This is a genomic window from Parasedimentitalea huanghaiensis (assembly GCF_009753675.1).
GTDB classification, from domain to species: Bacteria; Pseudomonadota; Alphaproteobacteria; order Rhodobacterales; family Rhodobacteraceae; genus Parasedimentitalea; species Parasedimentitalea huanghaiensis.
The window spans coordinates 92,294-112,747 of record NZ_WQLV01000006.1; the positions used below are offsets into that span (position 1 = coordinate 92,294).

Genomic DNA, 20,454 nt, shown 5'->3' on the forward strand with positions numbered 1-20,454 from the left:
TAAACCAAAGCGTTAAGAGGGAGAAACAACAGTATGTCCACCAACCCTTGGGTTCTTTCTGCCGTGTATCTATTTACTATCAACGCCTTAGAGATAGTGCTCTTTATGCTTGATAAACGTCGGGCGCGGCTTGGTCATTGGCGCATATCGGAACGAACCCTGCTGATTGTAGCCCTGATGGGCGGCACACCGGGCGCCTATTGGAGCCGCCAACTATTTCGCCACAAGACCCGGAAACAACCGTTTTCGACACTGTTGCATGTGATTACCCTACTGCAACTGATAGCTGGAACGGCAATTATCTGGAGCGCCCTAACGGGCAAATACATCTGACAGAATCTGACCAAGAGCTGTGGCATCTTTCTGTGTAAACGCATCCGGTTGATTGCTGTCGATGTCAAAAACGCCAATCAATCCACCCGAGTTATCTAACACCGGCAACACCAATTCCGAACGGGTGGAGCTAGCGCAGGCGATATGACCTTCAAAGCTTTCAACATCTGCAATCAACTGAACTTCTCCCGTTCGGGCCGCTGCACCACAAACACCGCGCGAAAATGGTATTTGGAGACAACCGTGACCCCCCTGATAGGGACCAATTTTTAGCAAATCCGGGTCAGTGACACGGTAGAATCCAGTCCAGTCAAAGCGGTCATCGGAAAAATGGACTTCGCAGGCGACAGTGGCCATCAACGCCACTTCGTCTGTTTCTCCGGCAGTCAGGGAGGCAATGGATTTTGCAAGGTAAGAATAGTCAACGCTCATAGAGAAACCTTTGATTTAAAGGGGTGGGGGCCTGCCCCCTTTTGACCTGACGGTCAATTCACCCCCGGGGATATTTTGAGCTAGATGAAGATCAGATCCGCTCAATTGCGATTGCAGTGCCTTCACCGCCACCGATGCAGATCGCCGCGATTCCCCGTTTTAGTCCACGTTTTTCCAACGCGTTCAGCAAGGTAACGATGATTCGTGCACCTGATGCGCCAATCGGGTGTCCCAGCGCGCAGGCACCGCCGTTAACGTTTACAATATCACGCGACAGGCCCATTTCACGCATAAAGGCCATGGGGACCACCGCAAAGGCTTCGTTCACCTCCCACAAGTCGACATCTGTTTTGGACCAACCAATCTGGGACATCAGCTTTTGCACTGCCGGTACTGGTGCAGTAGTAAACAGACCCGGTGCCTGCGCGTGGCTGGCATGACCGAGGATACGCGCTCGTGTGGTCAGCCCCTGTGCCGCCGCAGATTCGGCAGAGGCCAGCACAAGCGCGGCCGCACCATCTGAGATCGAAGATGCATTCGCCGCCGTCACCGTGCCATCCTTACGAAACGCCGGTTTCAGTGTAGGGATTTTTTCAGGGCGCGCCGACTTGGGCTGCTCATCCGCGTCACTGACGATTTCTCCTTTACGTGTTTTGACAGTGACCGGGGCGATCTCACCGTCAAAAGCTCCGCTTTCTTGTGCCTCCAGCGCGTTTGAAAGCGATCTCAGGGCGAATTCGTCCTGCTCCTGACGGCTGAATTGATAAGTATCGGCGCAATCTTCGGCAAATGTCCCCATCAAGCGCCCCTTATCATAGGCGTCTTCAAGCCCATCGAGGAACATATGATCAATCACCTGATTGTGGCCAATTCGAGCACCGCCGCGCATTTTTGGCAGCAAATACGGAGCGTTGGACATGCTTTCCATACCACCGGCTATCATTGTCTCAGCATGGCCTAGCGCAATCTGATCAAAAGCCATCATCGTGGCCTTCATCCCGGACCCGCACATCTTGTTCAGTGTGGTGGCTGGCACCTCTTCGCCCAGACCAGCAGCAAAACCGGCCTGACGAGCCGGTGCCTGACCTTGGCCAGCAGGCAATACACAGCCCATCAAAACTTCATCTACAGTGGTAATTCCTGCACCCGCAAGGGCGGCCCGAATCGCCGTACCGCCCAGTTCCGCAGCAGCGACGCCATCAAATACGCCTTGAAATCCGCCCATTGGCGTTCGCGCAGCTCCCGCAATGATAACCTCTTTCATGCTCTTTCCTCTTCAGCTTTGATCCTGCATACAAAATGGTAAGGTTTACGGTCTAGTCTGCACAGTAACGAAATGCCAACTGGGGGAAATTATGAGCCTGACCAGCACAACAACGGGCAGTGCCCAAATTGTTACCGTGAACGCGGAGCGCATTGATGCAACGATTGCGATTCAATTCAAAGAAGATATGCGCAACGAAACCGAAGGTGGAGCAGACCGTGTCATTTTAGACCTGTCTGAGGTGGAATTTATTGATTCCAGCGGATTAGGCGCCATTGTCGCTGCGATGAAGCAGTTAGGCAGCAGTCGCAAGATGGATCTTGCTGGCCTGTCCCCAATGGTCGACAAAGTATTTCGGTTGACCCGTATGGACACCGTTTTTGATCTTTATGCCTCGCTGAACGAGGCCACTGCCACCAGCAACAGCTAACTGATGGTATCGAAGGCGCAATTTGCGCGGAGTGAAAGCCCAATGGTTAATACTTTTGCCTACTCGTTCCTGGCCACGGAGCTGAATGCCCGCAGTGGCATTGGTTCGGTGGTGGAGCGGTTGCGGACAATGGGGCTTCCCGAAGCCCGGGCAGAAGAGGTGCAGATCGCGCTGGCCGAGGCTGTCAACAATGTTGTTGAGCACGCCTATGCAGGTACCGACCCCGGTGACGTGAATATACGCTGCAATCTGGATGCGGATCAGTTGTGGATTAACATTCACGACGCTGGCCTGCCTTTGCCCGATGACAAGCTACCTGAAGGTAAGCCAGTCGATTTGAACGTTCCTCAGGCAGATCTCCCTGAAGGTGGGTTTGGTTGGTTTTTGATTCGTGAATTGACCAGCGATATTCACTACGAACGCAAAAGTGGGAACAACCAGCTATCCCTTCGGTTTGAAGTGAGCGCCAGTGCGCCCTTGGGATAATTCACATCCTTCGAGACTCAACGGCTCGGTCTATTCAGTTTACACCACTCCTACTCCAGCTGCATCATTTCAGCGCTGTGTTTCAGAACATCCCACTTAGTTCCGATCATTCCATCAGGACGCCACATTACTGCCGCAAAATTGGCAAACCCGCGCCCAAAGTCTGTGCAATTACTTTACGTGTAGCTGCACAAAGCTTCCCTCGGCGCCGCGTCAATCCAGCCCCCACCCTGTACGCGCGCCGGGGACTTCTTTCTTCTTTTAAAACGTTGGCTTAATGCACCTCATCGTCATCTATGAGGATTGCTTTCCGGAGCCTAACTTCTAATCTCCCATCAACACTTGACGGGAGATAACCATGCGAGACTTTCAAATTCCGGGCCGTTCGGCGGTCTTCGCCCAAAACGGAATCTGTGCGACTTCGCATCCGCTGGCGGCCGGAGCCGCGATCGACATTTTACGACGTGGTGGGAATGCAATGGATGCCGCCATTGCCGGCGCAGTACTGTTGGGTATTTGCGAGCCCCAGATGACGGGGATCGGTGGCGATTGTTTCCTACTTTACACTCGGCCAGGTTCAAATAAAATCCACGCCGTTAACGGATCTGGACGTGCTCCCGCAGCTGCCAGCGCAGCGGATTTACGCGATCAGGGGTTGGATACTGTTCCCCTAAACAGCCCTCACTCGGTGACCATACCCGGTGCGATGGATGCCTTTTGCCATCTGGCTGAAACAGAGGGTAAACTGGGTCTTGATGCGGTGCTGCAACCTGCCATTCACTATGCGGACACAGGGGTTCCGGTGGCTGCTCGTGTGGCTTTTGACTGGGCTGAAGGGGCCGCCACACTGCAGGGTAGCGCGCGGCGTGATTACCTGTTCAACGGCGAGCCACCGCGTGTAGGACAGGTTTTTCGATCACCCGGTCAGGCAGAAGTTTTACGTCGGGTTGCGCGTGATGGGCGCGACGCTTTTTACACTGGCGAGGTCGCTGACGATATGTTGGCCGCTTTGACCAAGCAGGGTGGCGTCCATCAAGCGGATGATTTTGCTAGAACCGCCTGCTTTTCGACCACTCCGGTAAGTGGTGACTATAAAGGGATAGATCTGGTTGAGCATCCGCCCAATGGTCAGGGCGCAACCGCGATTCTGATGCTTAACATTCTGAAACACTTTGACATTGCTGCAATGGACCCGTTGGGGGCGCAACGCACGCATATCGAAGCGGAGGCCGCAAAGCTGGCCTATGATGCCCGCAACCGGTTTATTGCTGATCCGGATCACATGACTCGATTGCAGCATATGCTGGCCCCTGAAACGGCGGCCAAACTGGCGGCCTTGATTGACCCGAACCGCGCCATGGACAACCCCGCACAGCTAAGTGAGGCCGTGCACAAAGATACCATCTATATCACGGTGGTCGACAAAGACCGGATGGCGGTTTCGCTGATCTACTCCATATTCCACGGATTTGGGTCCGGAATTTCTTCAGACAAATTTGGCATATTGCTGCAAAACCGTGGCGCCGGATTTACCCTGCAACAAGGTCACCCAAATGAGCTGGGCGGAAACAAGCAGCCAATGCACACGATCATTCCCGGCATGCTGCGCCAGAACGGACGGGTGGTGATGCCTTTTGGCGTGATGGGCGGAGCGTATCAACCCAACGGGCATGCGCGACTTGTTTCGAATTTGACTGATTTCGATATGGAGTTGCAAGCCGCAATGGATGCGCCACGCGCCTTCCATGATGGTACTGTTATGAACGTTGAACGGGGGTATTCAAATACTGTTCGGCAGCAGCTTGCAGACATGGGTCATAAGGTGAAAGTGCCGCACACAGCTATTGGCGGGTCACAAGCAATCCGCATTCACGATCATGGGGTATTGGAAGGCGCCAGTGATCCACGCAAGGATGGCTGCGCATTAGGGTACTAATCTGACAGGGGCGTTCAGTGTAGGGTGCGTGCTTGCACGCACCTTCGCCAACCAAGGGCTAGTTCAGTTGGAAATGCAGCGGATAGGTGCCGTCTGAAAACGGGCCAAACATATCTGGGATATCCGGGTGGTCCACTGGTTCGCCAGAATAGTCGGCAACCAGATTTTGTTCCGAGACATAGGCCACGTAATAGCTTTGGTCATTCTCCGCCAGCAAATGGTAAAACGGCTGTTCTTTGGCAGGTCGGCTTTCTTCAGGAATTGCCTGATACCACTCATCCGTATTGGTGAACTCGGGATCGACATCAAACACCACACCACGAAACGGATGCTTTTTGTGGCGAACAACTTGCCCCAAGTGATATTTTGCGCGTGTTCTTAGCATGTCTCTGCAGCCCCCAGATCTTATTTATACTCTGTGATCACTGACTTTGTCCAACAGTTGAGACCCAATTATGAGAAACAGTCTGTGGGTATTTGTTTAACAGTACAGATAACCTTAGCGCTGCTTTCTCCCGAGACAACCAGCAAGATTTTTGGCTGAATGTCACTTGGGTTCAGTTGATTACGCAGATTGTGGCTGTGCCGCTTCTAATGAAATCATATTTGCAAATGTGATTTCATCCACAGGTCATTTTTTGATATGCTCTGCAAAAAAACAAGAAGGCAGAGGCAAATGAGCAGAATCATCAGCGCCTTGATCGCATTGCTGATCATGGCATCCTGCGGCGGTGGCCAGAAATCACCGCCACGTAATCTGGACAACGCCTGCAGCATCATCAAGCAGCGTCCGGACTACCTAAAAGCGTTTAAATCCACCGAACGTCGCTGGGGTGTCCCGGTGCATGTTCAAATGGCTACAATTTATCAAGAAAGCCGCTATCGCGCTGACGCACGCACGCCGCACAAATATGTTCTGGGGGTGATCCCGATGGGGCGTGTCTCTAGCGCCTATGGCTACTCACAGGCACTGGACGGCACTTGGGATGAGTATCGCCAAGAGGCCGGCAAGCGTGGAGCTAAACGCAATCGCATACAACACGCCAGTGACTTTATGGGTTGGTACATGAACAATAGCCGCGAGAAAAACGGCATTCCACTGACAGATGCACGCAACCAATACCTAGCTTATCACGAGGGCAACACTGGCTATGCCCGTGGCAGCTATCGATCCAAACCCTGGCTGCTAAGAGTTGCGAATGAGGTTAATGACCGATCAAATATGTACCAAAGACAGTTGGCCAACTGCCGCCAGTTCAACTGATCAGCCTTGAGTGTAGGGCAACCCCACAAGGTGTTGCCCTACGATTGACAGCGACCCCCAATCATACAGTCGGAAACGAAAATTTCGTTGGGCGCTTAATTGCTTGCCGTAGTACTGAACAGATTTGATGGCAGCCGTAATCCGGTTTCCAAGGCACCAAGTATTACCGTAGTTTGTCCCCCAGCGTTGTCATGAACGACCCACTTCCGCAGCTCCACTGGGTCACCAGTGAACATCAACTCGATGCTGCCATAGTCCGGGTGTTCCGGATCCTGCGACCGAACAATTGTTGTGGTTCCATCAAACCGATGTCCAACCACCATATTGGCCTGATTTAAGTTCACCTTGCGGGCAAGGATCACGGACAGTGGCGTGCGTCTTAAAGGATACGTTTCAGGCGGTTGATTTGACTTGGGATCAAAAATCACGACTGACCCAGCACCGGCAACCACTGTCCCCCCGCCCGGAGTGTCGTATTCAAACCGCATCCGACCAGGACGGTGAATATACAGCTGGCCCGTCGACAGGCTGCCATCATCGTTGATCTGCGTAAAACTGGATTTGGCCGTTTTGATACCATTCAAGTAGCCAGAGATTTCATTCAGGCTCAGCTTTTCAGCGGCCCATGCGGCAGGGGCGCAGACAGTCAGCGCCAGAGCTAATACAATCTGTTTCATAGATCCTACATAAGCCCTGTGCGCTGAAAGTGAAGAGGTGTGTTACTGCTGCTCTGGAACCAGAATTTCTCTTTTACCCACATGGTTTGCAGGAGAAACAAGGCCTTCATCCTCCATCTGCTCAACCAGCCTCGCGGCTTTGTTATACCCGATGGCAAGTTTACGCTGAATATAGGAGGTTGAACATTTCCGGTCTTTGATAACGATCTGTACGGCGGTGTCATACAGCGCGTCTTCGCCGTTGGTGTTACCACCTGTCAGCCCCAGAACTGCATCAATATTGCTGGCTTTATCGTCATCAGGACCTTCCAACACGTTGCTCATGTATTCTGGCGGACCAAAGGCTTTGAGGTGATTGACGATCTCTTCAACCTCTTCATCCGACACAAAGGGACCATGACAACGGGTGATCTTGGCGCCACCAGCCATATAAAGCATGTCACCCATACCCAACAATTGTTCGGCACCCATTTCGCCCAAAATTGTACGGCTGTCGATTTTCGAGGTCACCTGGAAAGAAATCCGAGTTGGGAAGTTTGCCTTGATAGTACCGGTGATCACATCAACCGACGGACGCTGGGTCGCCATGATCAAGTGGATACCAGACGCACGCGCCATCTGCGCGAGGCGCTGAATACAGGCCTCGATCTCTTTACCAGCAACCATCATCAAATCGGCCATTTCGTCCACGACAACCACGATATAGGGCAGCACTTCGGGGGCGAATTCTTCAGTCTCAAACATTGGTTCGCCGGTATCGTCATCAAACCCGGTCTGAACGGTGCGTGTGAACATTTCACCCTTGTCCAAGGCGTCACGGACCCGTCCATTATAGCCTTCGATATTTCGCACACCCATTTTGGACATTTTGCGATAGCGATCTTCCATCTCGCCAACGGTCCATTTCAGCGCCACAACCGCTTTTTTCGGGTCGGTCACAACAGGCGAAAGCAAGTGTGGGATGCCATCATAAACCGACAATTCCAACATCTTGGGATCGATCATGATCATGCGGCATTCGGACGGTGTCAGCTTGTATAACAGCGACAGGATCATGGTGTTGATCGCAACCGATTTACCGGAACCCGTGGTACCGGCGATCAGCAGGTGAGGCATCTTGGCCAAGTTGGCCACAACCGAGTCACCACCAATATCTTTGCCCAGCGCCAACGGCAGGCTCATCGTGCTGTCGCCAAAGCCACGCGACGCCAGGATTTCACGCAACACAACTTTCTCGCGGTTTTCATTCGGCAGTTCGATACCAATGACAGAGCGACCAGGCACGGTCGAGACACGCGCCGACAGGGCCGACATGGACCGGGCGATATCATCTGCCAGACCGATCACGCGGCTGGCTTTCAAACCTGGCGCAGGCTCCAGTTCGTACATGGTCACAACTGGGCCAGGGCGGACCGAGACGATTTCACCTTTGACGCCGTAATCATCCAGAACATGCTCCAGCATACGGGCATTTTCTTCGAGAGCCTCATCGCTCAGATGATGCCGCTCAACGTTGTCCGGATTGGACAGCAAGTTCAGAGGTGGCAGTTCAAAACCATTTTCACCATCTTCAAAGACCAGTCCAGGCTGCGCCTCGGCAATCGCACGAGAGGAGGGCACCACTGGTTTCAAAACCGGCTTTTCAACCACAGATTTGCGTGGCTCGGAAACGGGCAGATCCATCGGAGCCCGCGGCAGAGCAGGCTGCGGCGCAACAGGGATTTCGTTTCCAATATCGATATCTTCTACAGGAGCCATTGCCGGTGCCGGCGCGGGTGTGAAAGGTTGGGCCGACATCGGAGGTTCAGGCGGCAACCCATCCAGTGGGGATTGCGGGTTAAACACCAGCGGCTCGGGGCGGCGGCCTCTCCCCTTGGTTAGTGGCAAATTCGGGTCCTGCTCAGGCGGCAGGTCAGCAGCGCGGCGCTCGCGCACAGCATCAGCGATCCTTGCAGCGATACGATCATCGCCCGGCATACCGTCCACTTCCGCAAAGGACTGTGGTTCAACCAATTCCGATTCTGGCATTGTCATCGCTTCGGAACGACGGATTAAGGATGGCATCCGAGATAACAGACCACCGCGTTCTGGCGCAGGTTCCTCAACCACATCTTCTACGGGTGGCGAGGCAGGGACCACGCCATAGCGATCCATAGTTTCGATCACTTGTGGTTCGGTCTCAGCATCAAGCCTGTCGGCTTCAGCCCGTTCAGCGCGTTGCGCACGGTAATTCATCGCTGCATGCAGGCCACCGGTCGCACCCCGGCCTAATAGATTAGCCAATGCACCGTATGCCATGATCACCCCAATCAACATGAAACGACCAGCGCGGGATAACTCTGCCCGGGTGAAACCCAGAACATATGCACCCAAGGCCAACATACTGAGTGCTGCAATAAGAGACATCAGCTTAACGGTGACGGCATAGCTAATTGGTGAAAGGGTTAACAATGCCCCCATCACAGTGTCACCCATCAAACCACCAAGACCATAGTTATGCGTACTTAACCACGAGTCAGCGGGAACAAGCGTCGCTGCATAGATGGAGCACAAAGCAACACCAATTGGCGCAACAGTCATGCGTGTTATTGCGCGATCTTCGCCCCAATGCAGTGCAAACCGGGCTCCCCACATCAACAACGTCAGGGAAATTGCCCAAGCGCCCTGTCCAATAACCATAAACAAGGGGGCTGCAATCGAAGCTCCAGGTCGCCCCATCCAGTTCTGGATCGGTGCATCGGTCGACACCCACCAGTTGGGATCTTCAGGTGTATAAGAACCAATCATTGCAGCGGCCATCAAGCCAGTAACGATCAGCAAGATGCCAACCAGTTCTTTGCCACGTTTTTCGATGGCTGCTTGCATATTACTATCCAACAGCGGGTCGCGACTGCGTGTTTGAAATGCCATGCCTACCTCGTCCTCATATGGGCCATTGCCTGCTGTTTTCGCAGGTCTTGTGCCCGGTCTTTTCTATTGGCGAAACGACGGTCCACTGCTCGGACCATCGAAACGCAATTTAGTACAGACAGTTGCGCAGCTGTGTCAGCGCAACCTGCATTTGTTCCTTGGGCGCCACCAGTGCCACCCGAATAAACTCTTTGCCCGGATTCTGCTCGCCTTCGCCTTGGGCCAGATAAGCCCCGGGAAGAACCCGCACGCCAGTCTGCTGCCACAGCTTCAGTGCTGCATCCTCGCCATCCGCAACAGGCAGCCAAAGGAAAAAGCCTGCTTCGGGCGACTGATAGCCCGGTAGCTCGGCAAAAACCTGATCCGCGATCTCGTATTTTTCTACATAGAGCGCTCGGTTTTGTACCACATGTGCCTCATCTGACCAAACGCGGGCCGCCGCAGCCTGCAAAGGTAGTGGCAATGGGGCACCAGAATAAGTTCGCAGTTGCCTGATCTGAGCCATATTTTCAGGGCCACTTGCGATCAGGCCCGAACGCAACCCGGGCAGGTTCGACCGCTTCGACAGCGAATTGAACAATACCACACGGTCAGGATCTACCCCCAACTCCTGCGCTACGGTCAATGCGCCAACCGGAGCTGTGCCGCGGTAAATCTCTGAATAGCACTCATCCGCAAAGATTTTGAAGTCATAGCGCTCGGCCAGTTGGATCAACTGTGTCCAATAGGCGCGATCAGCCACTGCACCCTGCGGGTTGGCAGGCGAGCAGATATAGGCCACCGCAGTCCGATTCAGAACGGATTCTGGCAGGCTGGCATAGTCGGGCAAATGACCGGTTGCTTCGGTCGCAGCAACAAAAACCGGGTCTGCGGCCACCGAAAGTGTCGCCACCATGTAGACCTGATAAAACGGATTTGGGATCAAAACCGCCGGTTTTTGACCGTTCTTCTGTTCAGGACAGAGCGCCATTGCCGCATTGTACAGCCCCTCGCGAGTGCCGTTTAGCGCCATGATCTGGCTGTCTTTGTCCATTGCAACACCGTAACGACGCTGAATCCAGGCGCTGATTTCTCCGCGCAGCTGGTCCGAGCCCTCATTCGGTGGATACTTATTAAAGCCCGCTGCATTTTCGACGATCACATCAGTAACCCACTGAGGAAACTCATGTTTCGGCTCACCAATGGTCATGTGCACCACGTCCCCGCCTGGGGTATGGTGATCCAAAAGCGCCCGCAATCGCGGAAACGCGTAAGCCGGAAGGTTCGAAAACCGCTCGGGAAAATTCATTTTCTATGCCTCAAGTCCGGGATCATTTTCGCCCCGTTTATCCACAAGATACAGGTGTGGCGGCTCTCCGTCCAGCCGCCCATTCACAGGCCTTTGATATATGTGGCTTTCAGGCCAAAACCTGCTCGATCGCTGCACCAACCCGCAGCAGCGCCTCTTCACAATCTGGCTGCCCCAAGACCTGCAATCCGCAGCTCGGCGTACCGGTCGGCAGTGACAGGCCACACAGCCCCATCAGATTGCCAATGCGAGTGTTGCGCAGCGCCATCAGATTGGCACGGACATAATAGTCTTCGTCAGTCAGGAGCCGGTGCATATTTGGGGGTAAAATGGGTGAGGTCGGACACAGAACTGCATCAAACCCAGACGTAGCCTGATCCCAGACCATACGGATCTGTTCCAATTTGGCCCATGCAGCCACATAGTCAGCACCTGAGAACGCATCACCAGAACGGAACCGCTCCAGAATGGCAGGGAACATCAGGTCCGGAGACGCCTCGATCACATCCTTCCACAGCCCGTAAGCCTCGGTGGTAAACAACACACCGCTAAGGGCCATCGCATCCTCTAGGGCGGGCACTTCCAGCGGAATCACTTCTGCACCAGCAAGGCGCAGGCGTTCCAATGCCGAAGCATGTGCATCGCGCACCGGATCATCCAGATCCTGATGCGCTACGGTCTGAAGATCCGCAAACCGCCGTCCTTTTAGGTTCACACCGCGCAAGTCCGAGCCAGACGTCCCTTCAATCACCCCCAGGAATAGAGCTGCATCTTCGACTGTGCGAGCCAGTGGACCCACGGTGTCAAATTTCAGGCACAGTGGCACCACCCCTTCCAGACTCACCCGACCCGATGTGGTTTTTAGCCCAACCAAATCATTCCAGGCAGACGGGATGCGCACCGAACCGCCGGTATCAGAGCCAATCCCACAGGCCGCCAGTCCAAAAGCAACCGAGGCAGCCGCCCCAGAAGACGAGCCCCCAGGTACGACCTCGGCGTCGTTGATACAGGGAGGCGTTTCTTTGACCGGGTTCAATCCCAGCCCGGAAAACGCCAGCTCGCTCATATGAGTTTTCCCCAAACATACGGTTCCCATCGCTGTGGCATTGCGCAGGACCAGTGCATCTTGATCCGGGATCCGATTCAACAAAAGGTCAGATCCCGACTCGGTCCCCACCCCCGCGCTGTCAAACAAGTCCTTCCAGCTGATCGGCACCCCATCCAGAAGGGAGCGACGTTGACCTGCATCGGCCCGCTCAGCAGCGGCTTTGGCTTCGGCAAGCGCGCGGTCATGGGTCACACGGGCATAAATACGGTCACGCTGTGGGTGGGCATCGATGGCGTCCAGGTAGGTGCGAGTCAGTTCTAGAGGATTAATCTCGCCCGATCCAATACCACGGCCCAGATCCGCTGCGCTCATATTTAACCAATCCTGCATTCTCACCGTGCTCCCAAATATGTGTCAAAGAGACGGTAGCGACACCGCAGCCCATGGACAATCCCGAACGCAAGCGCATAGTGCGGCGCATGAAAAACACATCTGATATCTTGATCGTGGGCGGCGGACTGAATGGTCCTGCACTGGCCTTAGCGCTGGCTCAGACCGGCTTTACCGTCACTGTGATCGATGCATTGCCACAAACGGCGCTACAGGACGAAGACTTTGATGGCCGTGGCTACGCGCTGGCTTTGGCGTCCCAGAGATTGTTGCAACAGGTTGGTGTGTGGCAGCATGTAGGCGAAGACAATGCCCAACCCATGCTGGAAATCAAAGTCACCGACGGTCATGCCGGCCAGGGGCCCTCGCCATTTTTTATGCATTTTGATCATGCTGAGATCGAAGAAGGCCCGATGGGTTATATGGTCGAAGACCGGTATCTGCGTCGCGCCCTGATCAACGCCTTGGAAAACGAACCCAATATTACAATGATCAACCAGCGCACCGTGGTGGCACAGAACGTGGATGTCAGCGGTGTAACCCTGACATTGGACGGCGGCGACACGTTGCGCGGACAGCTCCTGATTGGGTCTGACGGACGCAAAAGTGGTACCGCCCAGCGGGCAGGTATCAAGCGCAGTGGCTGGGACTATGGCCAAACGGCCCTGGTCTGTGCCATCGAACACGAAAAGCCGCACCAAGGAATTGCCCATCAATTCTTTATGCCGCCAGGACCTTTGGCGATCCTACCTCTGCCCGGCTCTCGCTCCTCTATCGTTTGGAGCGAGAGCACCGCGACCGCGCAAGCCATTCATGCCCTGGACAACGACGGTTATATCGAGGCCCTTCGTCCGCGATTTGGTGACTTCCTTGGTGACATGAAACTGGCTGGAAAGCGGTTCACCTATCCGTTGAATCTGACAATCGCCAACGCCTTTATTGATGAGCGCATGGCACTGGTGGGTGACGCTGCACACGGTATGCATCCAATTGCAGGTCAGGGTTTGAACGCAGGTCTGCGCGACGTTGGCGCACTGGCGCAGGTCTTGACTGAAGCCAGCCGTCGGGGCGAAGACTTTGCATCACTTTTAGTGCTGCAACGGTATCAGCAATGGCGCCGGTTTGACGTAGCAACACTGGCTGCTGCGACCGATGTGTTCAACCGATTGTTCTCAAACAACAACCCGGTCCTGCGGTTTGGGCGCGATATTGGTATGGGCGTTGTTGGCTCGCTGCCTGGTTTGCGCCGCAGTTTTGTCCGCGAGGCAGCAGGCCTGACTGGAGATCTGCCAAACTTACTGGTGGGGAAAGCAATCTAGGCGAGTCTAGGACAATTCACTCAGAACAAAACGGTGTGGCGCGACCTTTCGGCTGCGACATTCCATCAATCCAGCACGCGCGCCTCATCTACCAGCATCACAGGAATGCCGTTACGGATCGGAAACGCCAAACCTGCGGCCTTGGATATCAGCTCCTGAGAATCGGCGTGATATTCCAGCACGGCCTGCGTCTGCGGACAAACCAACGCCTCAAGCATATGGCGGTCAAAAGCTGGCGTTTTGGTCTCGTTCATTGAAGTACTTCCTCGTTGGAACCGCCTAGCAGGGCAAATTCAATCAGGGTTGTCAAAGTTTCACGTCTTGTCGCAAGGCCGGGCGCCTCGAGCAAGGCTTGTTTATCCTCCGGATCAAAGTCCAGCATCATCGACAGCGAATTAATCAATAACTCATCATCCGCATCTTTAAGCGCTTCCCAGTCTGTCGACAGATTACGTGACAAAAAGAACCGCTCGAGCAAGTCCAGAAATTCCAGCCGGTCAAATTTTGCATCCGCCTCAACTCTACCCAAATCACGGCTAAAGCCGTCCCAGTCAATTTGGCAACGCCGGTATGGCGTAAAGCCGTCGGTTTCCTGTTCAATCCGGAAACGTGAAACCCCGGACAGGGTGATCAAATAACGACCGTCTTCAGTTTCTGAGAACTGTGTCACCCGGCCAGCGCAACCGATTTCATGCAGGGCATCGTCCTGCAGTTGCCTTGAACAGGGCTGCACCATGCCAATCAATCGCTGTGGCGTTTTCAGGCTATCCTCGAGCATCTGCAAATAGCGCGGCTCAAATATATGCAGCGGCAGGCGTGACCGGGGCAGCAACAGCGCCCCGGGAAGAGGAAACACGGGAACCGTGTCCGGTAGGTCAGCGGCTTGGATCATTGAATTGAGACTAGCCCTGCCCCGTGATTAAGCAAATATCATTGAGCTCAATTTACGGCGACCGTTAAGAACAACCGTATCTTCTGGCTTTAGAGCATCAAATATCGTGAACAGCTGAGCCTTAGCTGCGCCATCATTCCATTCACGGTCACGACGAAACAATTCCAGCAACTCAGCCACTGCGGCCTCGGCATCATCTGTTGCATGCAGGGCCTGTGCTAAATCAAATCGGGCCTGATGATTACTGGGGTCCGCATCAACCTGAGCCCGCAAATCAGCCACGGGACCGGCATTTGCGGCCTGACGAGCGAGCTCTATCTGGGCCCGCGCCGCTTCGATTTCAGGTGCTTCAGCGATATCAGCCGGTGCACCGTTCAGCACCGCCTCGGCCTGATCAGCATCGTCCTGGGCCAGATGTGAGCGTGCCAAACCAGCATAGGCAGCGGCGTTTTTGTCATCTTCGCCAATCACTGCTGCAAAAATTTGTGCCGCATCTTCAGCTTCGCCTTCGGCCAGCATAGTTTCTGCAGCTTCCAGCGCTTCGCCCAGTCCACCGTCAGCAGATCCGCCTCCGGCCTCGACCACTTTGGCAACAAAGGTGTCAATCTCGGAAGGGGGCAATGCACCCTGAAACCCGTCAATCGGCTGACCTTTGTAAAAGGCAAACACTGCTGGGATCGACTGGACCCGCATCTGCTGGGCAATCATTTGGTTTTCGTCGACGTTGACCTTCGCCATGGTCACTGCGCCTTTGGCACGGGTCACTGCCGCCTCTAGCGCCGGGCCCAATGTTTTGCAGGGGCCACACCAAGGAGCCCAGAAATCAACGATCACCGGCGCATTTTGCGACGCCTCGACCACATCCTGCATAAAGGTCGCCTCAGAGACGTCCTTGATCAAATCTGCTGCCGGCGCTTCGGCCCCACCAATAATATCCATCATAACCTTGTTCTCCACATCGGACTTGCCCCCTATATGAAAGCTGGCGACCAAGAAACCAAGAGAGGAGTTGGCGGATTGGAGTGTAGCCGAATGGATATTGTTTAGTTTTCTGAGAGAATGATGGCAAGGGACGGCACAACGCGGGTCAAACATGGCAGCCCACTGAATGTCTATGGCCGTGGTCAGCAGGGTATAACGGATCTATTGGCTTGCCGACGCTGGACTATGGGATGTGTTTAGGCTTGCCCCCATGATTGAGGGCAAGCTGTGGTATATTGACCGGATGGTTTACCTGTATCAGGCCACAAAAGGCGTCAATTCAACCTGACCGCGCTAGATGTCAAAGGTTGCAAAAACTGGGGCATGGTCGCTGGGCTTTTCCCAACCTCGTGCCTCACGCAGGACGCGGCTGGAATGTGCCGATGCCGAGATGTCAGACGTGGCCCAGACATGATCCAGGCGCCGCCCCTTGTCCGCCGCATCCCAATCTTTGGCACGGTAGGACCACCAACTGTACAACAGGCCCTCAGGGATATCCTGACGCGTGACATCAACCCAGTTTCCGGCTTCCTGAACTTCCGCCAGATGTTCGATTTCGATTGGTGTATGACTGACGATTTTCAGCATTTTCTTGTGGTCCCAAACATCATCTTCACGCGGCGCAATGTTCAGATCCCCTACAAGAATGGCTTTTTCCGGGGTCTCATTGGCAAACCAGTCCCGCATGTCGGTCAGGTAATCAAGCTTCTGGCCAAATTTCTCGTTGATCTCGCGGTTCGGTTTGTCGCCACCCGCTGGGACATAGAAATTATGGATGGTTACGCCGTTCTCCAGACGTCCGGCGACGTGACGCGCATGGTCCAAGCCAGCAAATTGTTGGCTTCCCGCGTCTTCGATTGGCAGTCGCGACAGGATTGCAACGCCATTGTAGCCCTTTTGACCGCGCGCAACCATGTGGGTGTAGCCCAGCTCGGCAAAACCTTCGGTCGGAATTTTGTCGACCGGGCTTTTACATTCCTGCAGACACAGCACATCCGGGCCCTGTTCGGCCAAGAATTTCAGCACCAATGGCTCACGCAAGCGGACCGAGTTGATATTCCAAGTGGCAAGGGTAAAGGACATATGCGTCTTTCCTGTTCTAAATTCTTAAGCAGCCGGGCTGCGTGATGATGCTGACTTTGTTCCTATCCCGATTTGCACAAAACAGGAACAGCCAGCATTGATTATCAGGTGATTGGCACCGAGGCTAACCAGCCCAACTGCAACTAGTCATCTATGACGCGCACGCCCTGCTCACGCAATTTGGCCACTGGGCCGAGTTGTAAGGGCTTGATGCCGTTGTTGGCACTTACAATTGCCAATGCGGGCAGCCCTACAAGCGGTGTGAGATCTGAAACCGCTGTTCCCTGCATATTCAAACGCTTCAAATTCACCAGAGAACTTAACCACGGGATCTCAGACACTCGGGTATTGGAGATATCCAACCGGGTAAGAGCGGTCAAATTCTCTATCGGCTTCAACCAGACAACGTTGGTATTTTGCAGTCCTAGGTACTCAAGCGAGGTGTTTTTTTTGAAGGGAATGATCGAATCGATCGCAGTGTTGCCGATATCCAGAGTGATCAGACTATCGAGATGGATAAGCGAGCGAACTCTCTCAACCCAAGTGCCACCAAGATAAAGCGTTTGTAAATTGGGGAGCTCTGAAATCGGCTCCACATTTTGTACCTGAGTGTTCGCCAAGTCGAGCTTCTTCAACTGCGTCATTCCGGCAACGGCGGAAATATCGCTGACCGGCGTGTTGCCCAGAGTAAGGATTTGCAGCTCTGCCATATCGGCCAGCGGTGACAAGTCCGAAACCATGGTTTCATCAAGGCTAATTTTAGTTAGCCCCTTCATTTCAGAAAGCGATGATATGTCAGTAACTTGAGTGTTGTTGAGCCCAAGCTTTCTAGGCCCGTCAGCCCGGCAAGTGGCGACAGGTCCGAAACCGGATTAAACCACAGGTTCAGCTCTTGTAGCTGCGTCATTTCAGACAAAAAGGACAAGTCTTTGACCGAGGTATTGGCCAAGGACAGAACGCGCAGCCCCGTCAGACTCGCAATCAACTCTTTGTCCAGAACGGCAACAGATCCCAGGTCCAGCACTTTCAGATTTGGCAGCTGAGCCAGAATGGAAATATCGTTGAGCGCAGGCCCTTCACGATCACAAGAAATTCTACCGGGTGTACAATATTGCGACCCCAAGACAATTTCTCGCAGGTGTTTTGAGTTAGCCAGCGACGGTGGCAAATACTGCAGGTCTTTTACGCGCCCCAAGTCCAGTTTTGGGTAACCCGAAGCGGCATTCTCTGCAATTTTCTGCTCTGCCATCTGGTATGCAGCCATCTCAGCCTGGGACTGGGCCGTCGCTGTCGAAACCAGCCCGAAGCACAACAAACCGGACCAAATCACCTGATAGAATTTCTGTATCATCGCGCTTCCTTTTGTTGCCAAGCGCACCCTGCCCATTCAGACAGCGCGATACCAGCCTCAATTTACCCCTTAACCTATTTTGCGGCTCTCGTGAAATTTCCTTGCGATTTTTCAATTTCCTGTTCAAGTGGATTTGTCTCTGAATGAGTTGAATCGGAATTCACACATGCCTGCTGTGTTGGGGCGCCGCCCCGGACACCCTTATAAAAAGGCCTTTGATTGGTGGCCGCCACCGCAGTCCGCGCTTGCGGGCTAAGGCCCTGATCCCAATTCCCTAGACACATTCCCCTTGGAGATATCCAAATGAACAACGCAACTTTGCGTCACGATACCGCTATGGTTCACGTTGACTGGCAGGACGGTACCAGCTCCGATTTCCCGTATATCTGGCTGCGGGACAATGACCCGGCAGCATTCCACCCTCAAACCAAAGAGCGAACTGGTGATTTGACCTCCCTTTCGCTTGATGTCCTCGCCACCAAAATTGAAACTGACGGAAAAGTTCTGACCATCTGGTGGTCTGGGGATGACACAATCAGCACTTTTGATTGTGATTGGTTGCGTAGCCGTAGTCCGGGCCAGCGTGCGGCAGACCCCGCGCATACAGGCTTTACTTATTGGCGGCAGGAACTTGGCGCTGCTGGAGTTCCACGCGTTGGCTCCGATGATGTTCTCAATTCTGACACAGCCTTGAAAAACTGGTTGGTCAGCACCCAGACGTTTGGGTTTTCAATTGTCGAAGACCTAGCCAACAATACCCAGGCAGGCATGGACGTCGCGCGGCGCATCGGATTCTTGCGGGAAACCAACTTTGGTCGCACATTTGAGGTGCAATCCAAGCCCAATCCCAACAATCTTGCTTACACATCGGTTGCACTGCCGTTGCACACTGATCTGACCAACCAGGAGTTGCCGCCCGGATTTCAGTTTTTGCACTGCATGGCTAATGAAGCTGAGGGAGGTGGTTCGCTGTTTTGTGACGGGTACGCCATCGCTGAAGACCTGCGTCTGTCCGACCCCGAGGCTTTTGGCCTACTTTCAACCATTTCGATCCCGTTTCGGTTTCATGACGAAAATACTGACATTCGAAGCCGTAAGAATGTGATCAACCTGGATGAAGACGGTCAGGTAATCGAAATCTGCTTTAATGCACATATCGCGGATGTGTTGGACTTGGAGCCCACATTGATGGTTCGGTTTTATCGCGCCTATCGTCAATTCATGATCATGACGCGGGACCCTGCCTATCTTGTCACACTCAAACTGAAAGCCGGTGAAATGGTGGTATTTGACAACCGTCGCGTGCTGCACGGTCGTGAAGCCTTTGACCCGCAAACCGGGTTTCGCCACCTACACGGCTGCTATGTAGATCGCGGCGAATTTGAAAGTCGCCTGCGCGTTCTACAGCGCTGAGGCGAAAACAAAAAAAGGCCGGGCGCGAAGCCCGGCCAAGTCCAACAGGGAGGTGCATATCATAACCCGGATATGCGCGGGGTCTGTTGGTTAATAAGTATGTCTACATTTGCCTTTTTAAACACCCGGGCCCAATTTTTGTCAGGCAACCAGCCGATATCCGCCTGATTCTGTCACCAACAACCGCGCATTTGACGGATCCGGCTCAATTTTCTGGCGCAACCGGTAAATATGGGTTTCCAGCGTATGGGTGGTAACGCCAGCATTATAGCCCCAAACTTCGTGCAACAACACCTCGCGGGCGACCACCCCTTCGTTCGATCGGTACAGGAACTTGAGGATATTAGTCTCTTTTTCGGTCAACCGGATTTTACGGTCATCGTCGGTCATCAACAATTTCATCGATGGCTTGAACGTATATGGGCCCAAGGTGAAAACAGCGTCTTCCGACTGCTCGTGTTGGCGCAACTGCGCCCGGATGCGGGCCAGTAGAACCGGGAATTTGAAGGGTTTCGACACATAATCATTGGCGCCGGCGTCCAGACCCAGAATGGTGTCTGCATCGCTATCATGACCAGTCAGCATCAAGATTGGAGCTTTGACACCCTGCTTACGCATGAGGCGACACAGTTCACGGCCATCGGTATCCGGCAAGCCGACGTCTAGAATGATCAAATCATAGAGGGCCTCCTTGGCGCGCTCCATCGCACTCTGCCCATTGTCCGCCTCGAACACGTCGAAATCTTCTGTCATCACCAGCTGTTCGCTCAGCGCCTCGCGCAGATCTTCATCATCATCAACCAGTAATATCTTTTTGAGTTGTGCCATGGGGAACCCTCCTGTCCTGTTGACCACACATGATCACAGCCTGCCCAAACGACAAGATTTGCTGCAACCCTCTCACGCGCACGTGTCCCCTGCACGGGAATTGTTTCACTTTCCTTGTCATTGAGCATA

The 20,454-nt window shown here is 53.9% G+C and carries 21 protein-coding genes; 7 read left to right on the top strand and 14 right to left on the bottom strand.

Annotated features, from left to right (window positions below):
- Positions 1–33 precede the first annotated feature (33 nt).
- Positions 34–333 carry a DUF1294 domain-containing protein gene (locus GO984_RS11350; RefSeq protein ID WP_157022651.1) on the top strand — a complete coding sequence of 100 codons (300 nt, stop codon included), beginning with the start codon at positions 34–36 and terminating at the stop codon, positions 331–333.
- Here the strand turns inward: GO984_RS11350 and GO984_RS11355 are convergent.
- Together GO984_RS11355 and GO984_RS11360 are read right to left on the bottom strand one after the other, a co-directional pair.
- Positions 313–765 (bottom strand): GAF domain-containing protein, encoded by a 453-nt coding sequence (locus GO984_RS11355; protein WP_157022652.1) that lies wholly within the window; start codon positions 763–765, stop codon positions 313–315. The genes GO984_RS11350 and GO984_RS11355 overlap by 21 nt on opposite strands.
- Before the next feature lie 91 nt (positions 766–856).
- Positions 857–2,029, bottom strand: a complete 1,173-nt coding sequence (locus GO984_RS11360) for a thiolase family protein (protein WP_157022653.1) — start codon at positions 2,027–2,029, stop codon at positions 857–859.
- 91 nt (positions 2,030–2,120) lie between these two features.
- Here GO984_RS11360 and GO984_RS11365 point away from each other — a divergent pair, with 91 nt between their 5' ends.
- The 3 genes from GO984_RS11365 (at position 2,121) to GO984_RS11375 (ending at position 4,881) form a co-directional block, all read left to right on the top strand.
- Positions 2,121–2,459: an STAS domain-containing protein gene (locus GO984_RS11365; protein WP_138162917.1), complete on the top strand. Its 339-nt coding sequence runs from the start codon at positions 2,121–2,123 to the stop codon at positions 2,457–2,459.
- Between the two features lie 42 nt (positions 2,460–2,501).
- Positions 2,502–2,945, top strand: a complete 444-nt coding sequence (locus tag GO984_RS11370; protein ID WP_157022654.1) for an ATP-binding protein — start codon at positions 2,502–2,504, stop codon at positions 2,943–2,945.
- A gap of 358 nt (positions 2,946–3,303) precedes the next feature.
- On the top strand, positions 3,304–4,881 hold the full coding sequence (locus tag GO984_RS11375; RefSeq protein ID WP_157022655.1) for a gamma-glutamyltransferase family protein: 1,578 nt from the start codon (positions 3,304–3,306) through the stop codon (positions 4,879–4,881).
- 58 nt (positions 4,882–4,939) lie between these two features.
- Here GO984_RS11375 and hspQ read toward each other — a convergent pair whose 3' ends face one another.
- Positions 4,940–5,266, bottom strand: a complete 327-nt coding sequence (gene hspQ / locus GO984_RS11380) for a heat shock protein HspQ (RefSeq protein ID WP_157022656.1) — start codon at positions 5,264–5,266, stop codon at positions 4,940–4,942.
- A 291-nt stretch (positions 5,267–5,557) separates the two neighbouring features.
- On the opposite strand from hspQ, the gene GO984_RS11385 reads away from it, so the two are divergent.
- Positions 5,558–6,145: a transglycosylase SLT domain-containing protein gene (locus GO984_RS11385; protein WP_138162913.1), complete on the top strand. Its 588-nt coding sequence runs from the start codon at positions 5,558–5,560 to the stop codon at positions 6,143–6,145.
- A 95-nt stretch (positions 6,146–6,240) separates the two neighbouring features.
- Here the strand turns inward: GO984_RS11385 and GO984_RS11390 are convergent, their stop codons facing one another.
- The 4 genes from GO984_RS11390 to GO984_RS11405 all read right to left on the bottom strand — a co-directional run bounded on the left by GO984_RS11390 (position 6,241) and on the right by GO984_RS11405 (position 12,458).
- Positions 6,241–6,822 carry a LolA family protein gene (locus GO984_RS11390; RefSeq protein ID WP_157022657.1) on the bottom strand — a complete coding sequence of 194 codons (582 nt, stop codon included), beginning with the start codon at positions 6,820–6,822 and terminating at the stop codon, positions 6,241–6,243.
- A 42-nt stretch (positions 6,823–6,864) separates the two neighbouring features.
- On the bottom strand, positions 6,865–9,732 hold the full coding sequence (locus GO984_RS11395; RefSeq protein WP_157022658.1) for a DNA translocase FtsK: 2,868 nt from the start codon (positions 9,730–9,732) through the stop codon (positions 6,865–6,867).
- Positions 9,733–9,841: 109 nt separating this feature from the next.
- Positions 9,842–11,020, bottom strand: coding sequence for an aminotransferase class I/II-fold pyridoxal phosphate-dependent enzyme (locus GO984_RS11400; protein ID WP_157022659.1), 1,179 nt, complete (start codon positions 11,018–11,020; stop codon positions 9,842–9,844).
- Between the two features lie 109 nt (positions 11,021–11,129).
- A complete protein-coding gene (locus GO984_RS11405) occupies positions 11,130–12,458 on the bottom strand; it encodes an amidase (protein ID WP_157022660.1) in 1,329 nt (442 codons plus the stop codon).
- Between the two features lie 89 nt (positions 12,459–12,547).
- Between GO984_RS11405 and GO984_RS11410 the strand changes: the two genes are divergently transcribed.
- The gene (locus GO984_RS11410; protein WP_157022661.1) at positions 12,548–13,777 is read left to right on the top strand and encodes a UbiH/UbiF/VisC/COQ6 family ubiquinone biosynthesis hydroxylase; all 1,230 of its coding nucleotides are present in this window, start codon (positions 12,548–12,550) and stop codon (positions 13,775–13,777) included.
- A 65-nt stretch (positions 13,778–13,842) separates the two neighbouring features.
- On the opposite strand, the gene GO984_RS11415 is transcribed toward GO984_RS11410, so the two are convergent.
- The 6 genes from GO984_RS11415 to GO984_RS11440 all read right to left on the bottom strand — a co-directional run bounded on the left by GO984_RS11415 (position 13,843) and on the right by GO984_RS11440 (position 18,084).
- A complete protein-coding gene (locus GO984_RS11415; protein WP_138162907.1) occupies positions 13,843–14,031 on the bottom strand; it encodes a Trm112 family protein in 189 nt (62 codons plus the stop codon).
- Positions 14,028–14,669: an LON peptidase substrate-binding domain-containing protein gene (locus GO984_RS11420; protein WP_157022662.1), complete on the bottom strand. Its 642-nt coding sequence runs from the start codon at positions 14,667–14,669 to the stop codon at positions 14,028–14,030. Before GO984_RS11420 ends, GO984_RS11415 begins: the two co-directional genes overlap by 4 nt.
- Before the next feature lie 27 nt (positions 14,670–14,696).
- Positions 14,697–15,611, bottom strand: coding sequence for a thioredoxin family protein (locus GO984_RS11425; protein ID WP_157022663.1), 915 nt, complete (start codon positions 15,609–15,611; stop codon positions 14,697–14,699).
- 333 nt (positions 15,612–15,944) lie between these two features.
- The gene (locus GO984_RS11430; protein WP_157022664.1) at positions 15,945–16,733 is read right to left on the bottom strand and encodes an exodeoxyribonuclease III; all 789 of its coding nucleotides are present in this window, start codon (positions 16,731–16,733) and stop codon (positions 15,945–15,947) included.
- 143 nt (positions 16,734–16,876) lie between these two features.
- Positions 16,877–17,461 (bottom strand): leucine-rich repeat domain-containing protein, encoded by a 585-nt coding sequence (locus GO984_RS11435; RefSeq protein ID WP_167740303.1) that lies wholly within the window; start codon positions 17,459–17,461, stop codon positions 16,877–16,879.
- 44 nt (positions 17,462–17,505) lie between these two features.
- Complete coding sequence (locus GO984_RS11440) at positions 17,506–18,084, bottom strand: leucine-rich repeat domain-containing protein (protein WP_167740304.1); 579 nt, start codon at positions 18,082–18,084, stop codon at positions 17,506–17,508.
- Between the two features lie 303 nt (positions 18,085–18,387).
- On the opposite strand from GO984_RS11440, the gene GO984_RS11445 reads away from it, so the two are divergent.
- Positions 18,388–19,497: a TauD/TfdA family dioxygenase gene (locus tag GO984_RS11445; protein ID WP_157022667.1), complete on the top strand. Its 1,110-nt coding sequence runs from the start codon at positions 18,388–18,390 to the stop codon at positions 19,495–19,497.
- 141 nt (positions 19,498–19,638) lie between these two features.
- Here the strand turns inward: GO984_RS11445 and GO984_RS11450 are convergent, their stop codons facing one another.
- Positions 19,639–20,325 carry a response regulator transcription factor gene (locus GO984_RS11450; RefSeq protein ID WP_138162900.1) on the bottom strand — a complete coding sequence of 229 codons (687 nt, stop codon included), beginning with the start codon at positions 20,323–20,325 and terminating at the stop codon, positions 19,639–19,641.
- Positions 20,326–20,454: the final 129 nt, after the last annotated feature.

Excerpts from the sequence above, each read along its gene's own strand:
- GO984_RS11350 (WP_157022651.1), top strand. The coding sequence starts at position 34 with ATGTCCACCAACCCTTGGGTTCTTTCTGCCGTGTATCTATTTACTATC.
- GO984_RS11355 (WP_157022652.1), bottom strand. The coding sequence starts at position 765 with ATGAGCGTTGACTATTCTTACCTTGCAAAATCCATTGCCTCCCTGACT.
- GO984_RS11360 (WP_157022653.1), bottom strand. The coding sequence starts at position 2,029 with ATGAAAGAGGTTATCATTGCGGGAGCTGCGCGAACGCCAATGGGCGGA.
- GO984_RS11365 (WP_138162917.1), top strand. The coding sequence starts at position 2,121 with ATGAGCCTGACCAGCACAACAACGGGCAGTGCCCAAATTGTTACCGTG.
- GO984_RS11370 (WP_157022654.1), top strand. The coding sequence starts at position 2,502 with ATGGTTAATACTTTTGCCTACTCGTTCCTGGCCACGGAGCTGAATGCC.
- GO984_RS11375 (WP_157022655.1), top strand. The coding sequence starts at position 3,304 with ATGCGAGACTTTCAAATTCCGGGCCGTTCGGCGGTCTTCGCCCAAAAC.
- hspQ (WP_157022656.1), bottom strand. The coding sequence starts at position 5,266 with ATGCTAAGAACACGCGCAAAATATCACTTGGGGCAAGTTGTTCGCCAC.
- GO984_RS11385 (WP_138162913.1), top strand. The coding sequence starts at position 5,558 with ATGAGCAGAATCATCAGCGCCTTGATCGCATTGCTGATCATGGCATCC.
- GO984_RS11390 (WP_157022657.1), bottom strand. The coding sequence starts at position 6,822 with ATGAAACAGATTGTATTAGCTCTGGCGCTGACTGTCTGCGCCCCTGCC.
- GO984_RS11395 (WP_157022658.1), bottom strand. The coding sequence starts at position 9,732 with ATGGCATTTCAAACACGCAGTCGCGACCCGCTGTTGGATAGTAATATG.
- GO984_RS11400 (WP_157022659.1), bottom strand. The coding sequence starts at position 11,020 with ATGAATTTTCCCGAGCGGTTTTCGAACCTTCCGGCTTACGCGTTTCCG.
- GO984_RS11405 (WP_157022660.1), bottom strand. The coding sequence starts at position 12,458 with ATGCAGGATTGGTTAAATATGAGCGCAGCGGATCTGGGCCGTGGTATT.
- GO984_RS11410 (WP_157022661.1), top strand. The coding sequence starts at position 12,548 with ATGAAAAACACATCTGATATCTTGATCGTGGGCGGCGGACTGAATGGT.
- GO984_RS11415 (WP_138162907.1), bottom strand. The coding sequence starts at position 14,031 with ATGAACGAGACCAAAACGCCAGCTTTTGACCGCCATATGCTTGAGGCG.
- GO984_RS11420 (WP_157022662.1), bottom strand. The coding sequence starts at position 14,669 with ATGATCCAAGCCGCTGACCTACCGGACACGGTTCCCGTGTTTCCTCTT.
- GO984_RS11425 (WP_157022663.1), bottom strand. The coding sequence starts at position 15,611 with ATGATGGATATTATTGGTGGGGCCGAAGCGCCGGCAGCAGATTTGATC.
- GO984_RS11430 (WP_157022664.1), bottom strand. The coding sequence starts at position 16,733 with ATGTCCTTTACCCTTGCCACTTGGAATATCAACTCGGTCCGCTTGCGT.
- GO984_RS11440 (WP_167740304.1), bottom strand. The coding sequence starts at position 18,084 with ATGATACAGAAATTCTATCAGGTGATTTGGTCCGGTTTGTTGTGCTTC.
- GO984_RS11445 (WP_157022667.1), top strand. The coding sequence starts at position 18,388 with ATGAACAACGCAACTTTGCGTCACGATACCGCTATGGTTCACGTTGAC.
- GO984_RS11450 (WP_138162900.1), bottom strand. The coding sequence starts at position 20,325 with ATGGCACAACTCAAAAAGATATTACTGGTTGATGATGATGAAGATCTG.